This window comes from Streptomyces sp. CA-135486 (assembly GCF_050936555.1).
Classification (GTDB): Bacteria; Actinomycetota; Actinomycetes; order Streptomycetales; family Streptomycetaceae; genus Streptomyces.
Genome location: NZ_JBNJMM010000002.1, coordinates 2,455,436 through 2,467,210, shown reverse-complemented (window position 1 = coordinate 2,467,210; position 11,775 = coordinate 2,455,436). Strand labels below are relative to the sequence as shown.

Annotated in this window: 9 protein-coding genes and 2 pseudogenes; 7 read left to right on the top strand and 4 right to left on the bottom strand. The window is 70.3% G+C overall.

Annotation, left to right across the window (positions count from 1 at the left end):
- The first annotated feature begins 28 nt into the window (after nt 1-28).
- From ACQEVG_RS30610 to ACQEVG_RS30600, 3 genes and pseudogenes are all read left to right on the top strand, one after another.
- The gene (locus ACQEVG_RS30610; RefSeq protein WP_432989747.1) at nt 29-943 is read left to right on the top strand and encodes a 2-hydroxy-3-oxopropionate reductase; all 915 of its coding nucleotides are present in this window, start codon (nt 29-31) and stop codon (nt 941-943) included.
- Nucleotides 944-1,144: 201 nt separating this feature from the next.
- A pseudogene (locus ACQEVG_RS30605) lies at nt 1,145-1,309 on the top strand (catalase); the annotation flags it as partial.
- Nucleotides 1,310-1,708: pseudogene (locus tag ACQEVG_RS30600) on the top strand (catalase-related domain-containing protein); the annotation flags it as partial.
- A 553-nt stretch (nt 1,709-2,261) separates the two neighbouring features.
- Here ACQEVG_RS30600 and gcl read toward each other — a convergent pair.
- Nucleotides 2,262-4,040 carry a glyoxylate carboligase gene (gene gcl, locus ACQEVG_RS30595; protein ID WP_432989745.1) on the bottom strand — a complete coding sequence of 593 codons (1,779 nt, stop codon included), beginning with the start codon at nt 4,038-4,040 and terminating at the stop codon, nt 2,262-2,264.
- A 231-nt stretch (nt 4,041-4,271) separates the two neighbouring features.
- On the opposite strand from gcl, the gene ACQEVG_RS30590 reads away from it, so the two are divergent.
- Nucleotides 4,272-4,994 (top strand): hypothetical protein, encoded by a 723-nt coding sequence (locus ACQEVG_RS30590; RefSeq protein WP_432989743.1) that lies wholly within the window; start codon nt 4,272-4,274, stop codon nt 4,992-4,994.
- Nucleotides 4,995-5,007: 13 nt separating this feature from the next.
- Complete coding sequence (locus ACQEVG_RS30585; protein WP_432989741.1) at nt 5,008-5,619, top strand: GNAT family N-acetyltransferase; 612 nt, start codon at nt 5,008-5,010, stop codon at nt 5,617-5,619.
- On the opposite strand, the gene ACQEVG_RS30580 is transcribed toward ACQEVG_RS30585, so the two are convergent.
- Entirely contained in the window at nt 5,576-7,186 is a 1,611-nt protein-coding gene (locus tag ACQEVG_RS30580) for an AMP-binding protein (RefSeq protein WP_432989739.1), read from the bottom strand. The two genes, ACQEVG_RS30585 and ACQEVG_RS30580, sit on opposite strands and share 44 nt — an antisense overlap.
- On the bottom strand, nt 7,183-8,871 hold the full coding sequence (locus ACQEVG_RS30575; RefSeq protein ID WP_432989737.1) for an AMP-binding protein: 1,689 nt from the start codon (nt 8,869-8,871) through the stop codon (nt 7,183-7,185). The genes ACQEVG_RS30580 and ACQEVG_RS30575 overlap by 4 nt, the downstream gene beginning before the upstream one ends.
- A 99-nt stretch (nt 8,872-8,970) precedes the next feature.
- Here ACQEVG_RS30575 and ACQEVG_RS30570 point away from each other — a divergent pair, with 99 nt between their 5' ends.
- A complete protein-coding gene (locus ACQEVG_RS30570; protein ID WP_432989735.1) occupies nt 8,971-9,798 on the top strand; it encodes a response regulator transcription factor in 828 nt (275 codons plus the stop codon).
- A gap of 201 nt (nt 9,799-9,999) precedes the next feature.
- Nucleotides 10,000-10,644 (top strand): LysE family translocator, encoded by a 645-nt coding sequence (locus ACQEVG_RS30565; RefSeq protein WP_432989733.1) that lies wholly within the window; start codon nt 10,000-10,002, stop codon nt 10,642-10,644.
- Nucleotides 10,645-10,647: 3 nt separating this feature from the next.
- Here ACQEVG_RS30565 and ACQEVG_RS30560 read toward each other — a convergent pair whose 3' ends face one another.
- The gene (locus ACQEVG_RS30560) at nt 10,648-11,769 is read right to left on the bottom strand and encodes a winged helix DNA-binding domain-containing protein (protein ID WP_432989731.1); all 1,122 of its coding nucleotides are present in this window, start codon (nt 11,767-11,769) and stop codon (nt 10,648-10,650) included.
- Nucleotides 11,770-11,775: the final 6 nt, after the last annotated feature.

Genomic DNA, 11,775 nt, shown 5'->3' with positions numbered 1-11,775 from the left:
GTAACACAGCAGTTAGAGAGGCACCCCGATGAGCAACCCCGCAGATTCCTCCCGCCCGGCCCTGCCCAGGATCGCCTGGATCGGCCTCGGCATCATGGGCTCCCCCATGTCCGAGAACCTGATCAAGGCGGGATACCAGGTCACCGGCTTCACGCTGGAGCAGGACAAGCTGGACCGCCTCGCGGCCGCCGGCGGCACCGTCGCGTCCTCGATCGCCGAGGCCGTCAAGGACGCCGACGTGGTCATCACGATGGTGCCCGCCTCCCCGCAGGTCGAGGCCATCACCTACGGCCCCGAGGGCATCCTGGAGAACGCCGGGTCCGGCGCTCTCCTGATCGACATGTCCTCGATCACCCCGCAGACCTCCGTGGACCTCGCGAAGGCCGCGGCCGACAAGGGCATCCGCGTGCTGGACGCCCCGGTCTCCGGCGGCGAGGCCGGCGCGATCGAGGCCGTACTGTCGATCATGGTCGGCGGCGAACAGGCCGACTTCGACGGCGCGCTGCCCATCCTTGAGGCGCTCGGCAGGACCATCGTCCTGTGCGGCCCGCACGGCTCCGGCCAGACGGTGAAGGCCGCCAACCAGCTGATCGTCGCGGTCAACATCCAGGCGTGCGCCGAGGCCGTGGTCTTCCTGGAGAAGTCCGGCGTGAACCTCCAGGCGGCACTGGACGTCCTCAACGGCGGTCTGGCCGGCTCGACCGTGCTGACCCGCAAGAAGGACAACTTCCTGAACCGGGACTTCAAGCCCGGCTTCCGGATCGACCTGCACCACAAGGACATGGGCATCGTCACCGACGCCGCCCGCAATGTCGGTGCCGCGCTGCCCGTCGGCGCGGTCGTGGCCCAGCTCGTCGCCTCGCTGCGTGCGCAGGGCGACGGCGGCCTGGATCACTCCGCCCTGCTGCGCGCTGTCGAGCGCCTCTCCGGCCGGCAGCTCTGAGTCCGGGCCCGCACAGGGCCCCCAGATCTCCGGGCGGCGCCGGCGCCGACACCTGTCCTGTCGCGCCCAGGCGCCGGCGCCGTCCGGAACACCGCACTTCGCTTTCAACAAACTGTTGACGCGGTGTTCGAGGCGAATTTACGCTCCTCGCACCGCCAGCAGCTTTCAGCAGCTTCAGCACGGAAGGTCACTCCCGCCACCATGACGCAGCGTGTGCTTACGACCGAGTCAGGCGCCCCGGTCGCCGACAACCAGAACTCCGCCACCGCCGGCGTCGGTGGCCCGCTCCTCCTTCAGGACCAGCAGCTGCTGGAGAAGCTCGCCCGCTTCAACCGGGAGCGCATCCCGGGGCGCGTCGTGCACGCGGTGAACGCGCCGAAGGCGACGACCGCGCAGAACTACGGCCGGGACGGCCTCATGGCCATGCGCAACGGCTCGCGCCACGAGAAGAACTACGAGCCCAACTCGTACGCCGGTCCCGCGCAGACGGACTCCGTGCTCTCCGCCCCGCTGGCCGTTCACGGCCACACGGACACGCACGAGGCCCCGCCGCACACCAAGGACGACGACTTCTTCCAGGCGGGCGAGCTGTACCGGCTGATGTCTCAGGAGGAGAAGTCCCGCCTCGTCGCGAACATCGCGGGCGGCCTGTCCAAGGTCACCCGCGACGACGTGATCGAGAAGAACCTCGCCCACTTCCACGCCGCCGACGCCGACTACGGCAGGCGCGTCGAAGAGGCGGTCCGCGACCTGCGCGAGGACTGAGAACAACGAGGCTGCGCCCGGCATCTGACGTGGGGTCAGCAGCCGGGTGCCGAGCCCGTGCCGTGGACCCGCTGAGGGGTGGTCAGGCGGCACGGGCAGGCCGAGACCGCGGCGGCAGTGCGATGCCAGTGCGGTGGTGAAGGCTCCGGGACCCGCTTCTTGACCAGAAGGAAGCGGCTCCAGGAACCAATCGCCGCCGCCGCGGTCCCAGCCGCATGCGCGGACACCGTTTGCCGGGACGTATACCGGCCCCACGATCTCCGCCCGGCGACACGAATGTCCTGTCGTCCAGCCTCGCGCCGTCGGGCGGTACCAACTGCACAGCCGAAGCGCCTGGTTCGGGTTTACGGTCCCAACCAGGCGCTCGACGACCAGGGTCCGGCCTTCGCACAGAGGCCGGGCCCTGGTCTGCGTTCGCCTTCGGCACGGCCGCCCGTCCGGGGCATCGAGGGGCCCGGCCTACGCGACACCAAGAGGCATGGGAAAGGCCCGGTCTGCGGCTGCAGACCGGGCCCTGGAAGGTGACCGAGGGGGTCCCGAGGGGTCCCGGAGGTCAGACCTTCAGCGGCGTGATGGCCGTCGGCGCATGGCCCGGCTCCGTCGCCGGTTCCTCGAACTCGACCACATTGCTGATGTCCGCCGTCGTGCTCATCGAGATGTTCGTGACGCGCTCCAGGATCGCCTCGACGACGACCGGCACCCGGAACTCCGCGGCCAGCTTCTTCGCCTCCTCGAAGGCCGGCAGCAGCTGGTCCGGCTCGGTGACCCGGATCGCCTTGCAGCCCAGGCCCTCGACGACCTTGACGTGGTCGACGCCGTAGACGCCCAGCTCCGGGGCGTTGATGTTCTCGAACTCCAGATTGACCTGGAAGTTGATGTCCAGGCCGAGCTGGGCCTGGCGGATCAGGCCCAGGTAGGAGTTGTTGACCAGGACATGGACGTACGGGATCCGGTGCTGCGCGCCGACCGCCAGTTCCTCGATCATGAACTGGAAGTCGTAGTCGCCGGAGAGGGCAACGACCGGCGTCTCGGGGTCGGCCGTGACCGCGCCCAGCGCCGCCGGGATCGTCCAGCCCAGCGGGCCCGCCTGGCCACAGTTGATCCAGTGGCGCGGCCGGTAGACGTGCAGCATCTGCGCGCCGGCGATCTGGGACAGGCCGATGGTGGTGACGTAACGCGTCTCCGCGCCGAAGGCCTTGTTCATCTCCTCGTACACACGCTGCGGCTTCAGCGGCACGTTGTCGAAGTGCGTACGGCGCTGGAGCGTCGCCCTGCGCTCGTTCGTGGCGGCGACCCACTCGCCGCGGTCCGGCAGCCTGCCCGCCGCCTTGAGCTCGCGCGCCACCTCGACGAAGAGCTCCAACGCGGCCTTGGCGTCGGATGCGATGCCGTAGTCCGGGGCGAAGATCTTGCCGATCTGGGTGGGCTCGATGTCGACGTGGACGAACTTCCGGCCCTTGGTGTAGACGTCCAGCTTGTAGCCGGTGTGGCGGTTGGCCCAGCGGTTGCCGATGCCCAGGACGAAGTCGGACTCCAGGAAGTTCGCGTTGCCGTAGCGGTGCGAGGTCTGCAGGCCGACCATGCCCGCGTTCAGCTCGTGGTCGTCCGGGATGGTGCCCCAGCCCATCAGGGTCGGGACGACCGGGGTGCCGGTGAGCTCGGCGAACTCCACCAGCAGATCGGAGGCGTCGGCGTTGATGATGCCGCCGCCGGCGACGATCAGCGGGCGCTCGGACTCCAGGAGGAAGGAGATCGCCTTCTCGATCTGGGCGCGGGTCGCGGACGGCTTGTAGAGCGGCAGCGGCTCGTACGTCTCCGGGTCGAAGTCGATCTCGGTGAGCTGGACGTCGATGGGCAGGTCGATCAGGACCGGGCCCGGGCGGCCCGAGCGCATCAGGTGGAAGGCCTGCTGGAAGACGCCCGGGACCTGCGCGGCCTCCAGGACGGTCGTCGCGGCCTTGGTGACCGGCTTGGCGATCGAGGCGATGTCGACGGCCTGGAAGTCCTCCTTGTGGATCACCGCGGTCGGCGCCTGGCCGGTGATGCACAGGATCGGAATCGAATCGCCGGTGGCCGAGTACAGGCCAGTGATCATGTCGGTGCCCGCCGGGCCCGAGGTGCCGATGCAGACACCGATGTTGCCGGGGGCGGAGCGGGTGTAGCCCTCCGCCATGTGGGAGGCGCCTTCGACGTGCCGGGCGAGGGTGTGGTCGATGCCGCCGGCGGCCTGGAGGGCCTTGTAGAAGGGATTGATCGCCGCGCCGGGCACACCGAACGCGTTCGTGACGCCTTCGCGCTTGAGGATCTCAACTGCCGCTCTGGCAGCGGTCATACGAGGCATGGGTGCTCCTGCTTCGGCCGGGCGGAGTCGGGCTCCTTCGCGTCACTCCAGAGCATCGATTCCGTAATGCGGAAGTATAGTTCTGCTATACGGAAGCAATGTAGGACGCGTGCCGAGCGGCGTCAAGGGATGGCAGAAGTGGCCCCAAGGCAATCCCGCTTGGTGGACGATGGACGGCAGTACGAAAAGAAAGACGGCAGTACGAAGGAAATGGGGGGAGCGATGGCCGATACCGTGCCCGTGCGCTGTCCGGCCTGCCGTCGCGACCATCTGTTCGCGTCGCCGGTCTATCCCTGCGCCTGCGGCGCCCCGCTGGCCCCGCCGCTGCTGCGCGTCGCCCGGCCGGAGCGGATCACCCATCGCACCTGGACGGACGACTGGGTCACGGTCCGCTGTCTTCACTGCGGCCGCCAGGACCACTGGCCGCAGCCGGAGCTCGGCTGCCCCTGCGGCGCGGTGCTGCGTATCCCCGTGCGCCCGGTGAGCGCCCCCACCATGCCCGCGGCTCAGCCCTCGGCCGCTCGCCCGGCGCACATCCAACCGCCGCGCACGGCGACCGTGCCACGCCCCTCGTTCCGCCCGGTCACGATCCGCACCGAGCGCGACGCGGTGACCGCGGCGGCGCTCTATCTCACGTGGCTGGGGTTCCGGGACGTCGTCACGACCGAGGTCCGGCCCCCGTCCGGAATCGATCTGCGCGGCCGTGGCCTGATCGCCCAGGTCGACCCGTCCACCCGCCCCGCCACCCTGCGCGACGTCGAATGCCTGTGGCTGAACGGGCTGACCACCTCGGCGGCGAGCGTCTTCTTCTCACTTGCGGGATACGCGGACGACGCCAGGTCCCGCGCGGACGACCTGGGTATCCCGCTCTTCGTCATGGACCTCACGGGCCGCCCGCAGCCGGTCAACGGACCGGCCGACGAGCTCATCTCCACCGGGGCCTGACGCGGCTCTCGCCATGACGCCTCGTGAGCGCGGGCGGCGGGGGCTGAAACGGCTGGGCCATACTCCCCATATGCGTATCCGACCGGCCGCACTCGCCGAACTCCCGCTGCTCCAGGACATCGAGAGGGCGGCCGGCGAGCCCTTCCGCGGCCTCGGCATGGCGGTGATCGCCGACGACGAGCCCCCGGCACTCGACCTGCTGGAGCGCTACCGACGCCTGGGCCACGCCTGGGTGTTTGCCGACGCCGCCGACCGTCCGGTCGCGTATCTGATCTCCGACACGATTGACGGCGCTGCCCATATCGAGCAGATCTCGGTCCACCCGGCCGCCGCCCGCCGTGGGCTCGGCAGCGCCCTGATCGACCACCTCGCCGCGTGTGCGGCCACCGACGGGCTGACGGCTCTCACCCTGACGACCTTCGCCGAGGTGCCGTGGAACGCGCCGTACTACACACGTCTGGGCTTCCGCTCGCTGACGCATGCCGAACTCACCGAAGGGCTGCGGGAGATCAGACGAGCGGAGGCTCGGCACGGTCTGGACCACTGGCCGCGGGTGTGCATGCGCCGGGAGCTGGCCGGCGCTACCTCGCACAGCCGTAGCGCCGCCGCAGCTCCACCTTTCTGACCTTGCCGCTCACCGTCATCGGGAAGTCCGGGAGGATCTCGACGCGACGCGGGATCTTGTAGTGCGCCAGCTGCTCGCGGCAGTACGCGGCGATGTCCTCCAGGGTCGGCGGGTCGGCCGGGTCGCGGGGGACGACACAGGCCAGGATCTCCTCCCCGTACCGCTCATCGGGGACACCGACCACCTGCACGTCCGCAATCTTGGGGTGGGTGTAGAGAAACTCCTCGATCTCCCGCGGATAGACGTTCTCGCCACCCCTGATGATCATGTCCTTGATCCGGCCGACGATCTGGACGTAACCGTCCTCGCGCATCACCGCCAGATCGCCCGTGTGCATCCAGCGGCCGGCGTCGATCGCCTCCGCGGTCTTCGCCGGCTCGTCCCAGTACCCGAGCATCACGCTGTATCCGCGGGTGCACAGCTCACCCGCCTCGCCGCGCGGGACGGTGACCTTCGAGTCCGGGTCCGTGATCTTCACCTCGACATGCGGCAGCACCCGGCCCACCGTGCCCGTACGCCGCTCCAGATCGTCGTCCCGCCGTGTCTGCGTGGAGACCGGTGAGGTCTCCGTCATCCCGTAGCAGATCGACACCTCCGCCATGTGCATCTCGGAGACGACCCGCTTCATCACCTCCACCGGACAGGGCGAGCCCGCCATGATGCCGGTACGCAGTGTGGACAGGTCGTACGAGGCGAAGCCGGGGAGGTTCAGCTCGGCGATGAACATCGTCGGAACGCCGTACAGGGAGGTGCAGCGTTCGTCCTCGACCGCGCGCAGGGTCGCCGCCGGGTCGAAGGACGGCGCCGGGATGACCATGCACGCGCCGTGCGAGGTGGCGGCCAGGTTGCCCATGACCATGCCGAAGCAGTGGTAGAAGGGCACCGGCAGACAGATCCGGTCCCGCTCGCTGTAGGCGATCGACTCCCCCACGAAATAACCGTTGTTGAGGATGTTGTGGTGGGAAAGGGTGGCACCCTTGGGGAAGCCGGTGGTACCGGAGGTGTACTGGATGTTGACCGGGTCGTCGCAGGACAACTGCGCCTCGCGGGCGGCCAGTTCCTCGTCCGTGACGGCCTGGGCCGCGTCCAGCAGCACGTCCCAGGAGCCGTCCTCGATGTAGTGGACGGACCGCAGGTCGGGGCAGTTCGGGCGCACCTGCTCCACCAGCGCCCGGTAGTCGCTCGTCTTGTGCCGCTGCGAGGCGCACAGCACCGAGATCCCGGCCTGCCCCAGCACATACTCCAGCTCGTGCGCCCGGTAGGCGGGGTTGATGTTCACCATGATCGCGCCGATCCGGGCGGTGGCGTACTGCACCAGCACCCACTCCGCACAGTTGATCGCCCAGATCCCCACCCGGTCGCCCTTGGCGACGCCGATCCCGAGCAGCCCGCGGGCCAGCTGATCCACCGCGGCGCCGAATTCGGCATACCTCCAGCGGGTGCCGGCGGGCACGTCGACCAGCGCCTCACGGTCGGGATACGCGGCGATCGACCGGTCCAGATTGCGGCCGATGGTGTCGCCGAGCAACGCGGTGCTGCCCGTGCCGTGCGCGTACGAGAGCGTCATCGCAGATCCCCCTCGACATATTCGGCGGCCGAGCCCCCGGCCGTACGCTCGCGCAGCTCGATCCGGCGGATCTTCCCCGAGACGGTCTTCGGCAGCTCGCCGAACTCGAGCCGCCGGATGCGCTTGTACGGAGCGAGGACCGAGCGCGAGTGCTCGAAGAGCAGCTTCGCCGTGTCGGGCCCGGGCTCCCAGCCCTCGGCGAGGACGATGTACGCCTTCGGCACGGCGAGCCGGACCGGGTCCGGCGCCGGCACCACCGCGGCCTCCGCCACCGCGTCGTGCTCGAGGAGGGCGCTCTCCAGCTCGAACGGCGAGATCTTGTAGTCGGACGCCTTGAAGACATCGTCGGAGCGCCCGACGTAGGTGATGTATCCGTCCGCGTCGCGCGCGCCGATGTCGCCGGTGCGGTAGTAGCCGCCGGCCATCGCCTCGGCCGTACGGTCCGGGTCCCCGTGGTACCCGGTCATCAGACCGACCGGGTGGGCGGACAGGTCCAATGAGATCTCGCCCTCGGTGGCACCCGGCTCCCCCGTGGCCGGGTCGAGGAGCACCACCCGGTAGCCGGGGCTGGGACGGCCCATCGACCCGGCCTTGAGCAGCTGGCCCGGGCTGTTGGCGACCTGCACCGCCGTCTCGGTCTGCCCGAAGCCGTCCCGGATGGTGACGCCCCATTCACGCCGCACGGTCTCGATGACCTCCGGATTGAGCGGCTCCCCGGCGGCGACGACCTCGCGCGGCGGCGTACGCAGCTGGCCGAGGTCCGCCTGGATCAGCATCCGCCACACGGTGGGCGGGGCGCAGAAGCTGGTGACGCCCGCGCGGTCCATCTCCGCCATCAGCCGGGCCGGGTCGAAGCGTGTGTAGTTGTGGATGAAGACGGTCGCCTCGGCGTTCCACGGCGCGAAGAGATTGGACCAGGCATGCTTGGCCCAGCCGGGCGAGGAGATGTTCAGATGCACATCGCCGGGCTTGAGGCCGATCCAGTACATCGTCGCCAGGTGGCCGACGGGATACGACACATGGGTGTGCTCGACGAGCTTGGGGCGGGCGGTCGTACCGGAGGTGAAGTACAGCATCAGCGGGTCGTGGGCCAGGGTGACCCCGTCCGGTTCGAAGTCGGCACAGGCGGAGAACGCCTCGTCGAAGTCGAGCCAGCCCGGCACGGGGTCCGCGCCGGGCGCCTTGACCGCGATCCGGGTGTAGTCGCCGGGCACAGCGTCGAACTTGGCGGTGTCCGCGTCCCGCACGATCACATGCCGGGCGTGGCCGCGGTCGATCCGGTCCCGCAGGTCCGCCGGGCGGAGCAGTGGGGTGGCGGGGATGACGACCGCCCGCAGCTTCATCGCGGCCAGCGCGATCATCCACAGTTCCTGCTGGTTTCCGAGCATCACGACGACGCGGTCGCCCGCCCGGACTCCCTGTGCCCGCAGCCAGTTGGCGACCTGGCCGGACCGGACGGACATCTCACCGAACGAGACGGTGATCTCGCGGCCGTCCTCCTCCACGATGTGCAACGCGGTGCTGCCGTTGCCCTCGGCGATGACGTCGAACCAGTCCAGCGCCCAGTTGAAGCGCTCCGGCCGCGGCCAGGCGAAGCCTTCGTACGCCGTCGTGTAGTCCTCCCGGTGCTGCAGCAGAAAGTCCCGTGCTGCCCGGAAGTTCTCCGTCGCACTGCGTGACGTCATGTGTCCTCCTCATTGCGGGACCGGCTACTGACATCGTGTAATCAGTGACCGAGGTCTCACTACCCCCGTACGGGGGTGACACCCGAGAGGGAAGAGCGCGTGCACGAGCCCGTCGACACGGTTCAGATGCGAGCGGCGCTGCTGCGGCTGCGCCGTGCGACCGGGCTGCCGGTCGCCTTCGGCGGACTGCTGCACGACGCGCGGCACCTGCGGATCGCGGAGCTGAGCGGTACGGCGACGGGGGCGCTGCGCGGCCTGTCGATCAGCGCGGGGAACGGCCTCGGGGGCAAGTGCATCGCGCTGTCGCGGCCGTGCGGGGTGACGGACTATCCCTCGGCGCGGCACATCAGCCACGAGTACGACGCGGCGGTGGCGACGGAGGGGCTGCGCTCGGTGCTCGCGGTGCCGGTGGTCGTACACCGCAGGGTGCGGGGCGTGCTGTACGGCGCGCTGCGGTCACCGACAGCGGTCGGCGACCGGACCTTCGACGCGGCGGTGGCGGCGGCGCGCGATGTGGAGCAGGCGCTTGTCGTACGGGACGAGGTGCAGCGGCTGCTGGCGGCGACGCGGGAGCCGGCGGCGGGTGCCGGGGCGTGGGAGGAGGTCCGCGAGGCGCACGGCGAGCTGCGGGCGCTGGCCCCGCGCATCGCCGACGACTCGCTGCGCGAGACGCTGCTCGCGGTCTGCGGCCGACTGGCGACCGCGGCGGGCGGCCCGGCGCGCGAGCAGGCGGTCGCGCTGGCGCCGCGCGAGCTGGATGTACTGGCCTGTGTCGCGGCGGGCTCGACGAACGCGGTGGCGGCGGAGCGGCTGGGACTGAAGCCGGAGACGGTGAAGGCGTATCTGGGGGCGGCGATGCGGAAGTTGGGGGCGCACACGCGGCTGGAGGCGGTGGTGGCGGCGCGACGGGCGGGGCTGCTGCCGTAACTCTGGTAACCGGGGCTCCGCCCCGGACCCCGCACCTCAATCGCCGGCGAGGCTTGAAAAGCAAGCCCGTCCGGCGATTGAGGACACGCGCGTAGCCCGTCCGGGGTCTGGGGACTCCCCCAGTTCGGGAAGGGGCGGGGAGGGGAACAAACCGCCGCCCCGCCCTGGGCGTGCCCCCGAACAGTCAGGTTGAATGAGCCCATGGTGTCGACAGACCGCTTCCTCGCATTCGCCGCGATGTCGCTGCTCGTGATCGTGATCCCGGGGCCGAGCGTGCTGTTTGTGATCGGCCGCGCCCTCGCCCACGGCCGCCGCACTGCCGTGGCCACCGCCCTGGGCAATGTCTTCGGCTCGTACGTCCTGGTGGTGGCCGTCGCGCTGGGCGTCGGCTCGCTGGTGGAGCGGTCGGCGACGGTGTTCATGGCGGTGAAGCTGGCGGGCGCGGCGTATCTGGTCTTCCTGGGGGTGCAGGCGTTCCGGCACCGGCGGGACATGAAGGTCTCGGACATGGCGGCCCCGGCGGGGCCCGCGCGCGGCGATGCCCGGACGGTCGTGGACGGCATCCTGGTGGGCGTCACCAACCCCAAGGGGATTGTGTTCTTCGCCGCGGTGCTGCCGCAGTTCGTGGACCACGCGGCGGGCAATCTGCCCACGCAGATGCTGCTCCTCGGTCTGGTCCCGATCTCGATCGGCCTGGTCACGGACACGCTCTGGGGCCTGGGCGCCGCGGCGGCCCGCAACTGGTTCGCCCGCTCGGAGCGCCGGCTGTCCATGGTGGGCGGCGCGGGCGGCTTCGCGATGATCGGCCTCGGTGTGACGGTGGCGGCGACGGGCCGCGCGGACTGAGGTCTACTCGCTCACCGTTCCGAAGCGGATGTCGTGCGCGCCGGCCGAGGACAGGACGGTGAGCATCCGGTCCCCTTCCTCGACGAGCGCCTCGCGCTGAGCCCGGGTCAGCGTGCCGAAGGCCTGCACGGTCATGGTCGCGGTCGCATCCGACTCGGTCAGCCGCCAGATGCCGGCGAGGTAGCCGTCGACGAGGAAGGTGCAGTAGGCCATGTTGCCCTTCCAGGTGCGCAGTCTGTACTCCTTGGGCACGACGCGGGTGCGGTCGGCGTGCGAGAGCAGCAGATTGTCGAACTCGGGCAGGAAGCGCGGCGGCGCCGGGGTGTCGGCGTCGGGCCGGGGCGCGCCCGGGATGTCGAAGAGCTCGACGCCGTTCTCGTCCTGGAAGACGGCCAGCTGCGGGCGCAGCCGCTCGAAGGCCTCCCGCAACCGGGTCAGCCCGGACCACTTCTGCATGTCCTTGACCGAGGCGGGACCGAAGGCCGCGAGGTAGCGCAGCACCGTGGCGTCGGGCGCGGGCACCGGCTGCGCCGGGCGGCCGAACCAGTGCTCGGCGGTGGTGAGAGCGACCTGGCCGCTGCGGCCCCACAGCCCGCGCGGGGTGACCTGCACCAGCGGCAGCACGCAGCGGGCCGCGACGGACAGTGAGAAGGGATCGGCATCCGGCCACTCCTTCAGCAGCGCCTCACGCAGCTCCTTCATGGTCCGGGGCCGCTCCTCGACCAGCTCGCGGGCGACGGCGCCGAGCCGCTCCAGATCGACCCCGACGAGGCCGGTCCTGAACTGCCCCAGTTCCCGGTCGCGCGCCGCCTGGACGAGCGGCCGCAGGGTCAGGCAGTCGTCCGCGGAGTGCGTGTGAATGGTGGAACGCATCGTGACCAGGCGCGCGACCTCGCGCGATGCCATCAGCGCGGACAGCTCCTCGGGGTCGAAGCCTTCCAGTCGGGCGGCGAGCGCGTAGTACGGCGGCTTCACGTTCTGCGCCTGGAGACCGACGAGGTGTTCAACGGCGCCTGTGACGGACAACGCGGAGCGCGGGACACGGCGCAGCAGGAGCTGACGGTCCAGGGTGGCGCGGTTGAGGGCGCGGTTGCCGAGTACGGGATACGTCGTCTTCGAGGCCATGTGCGA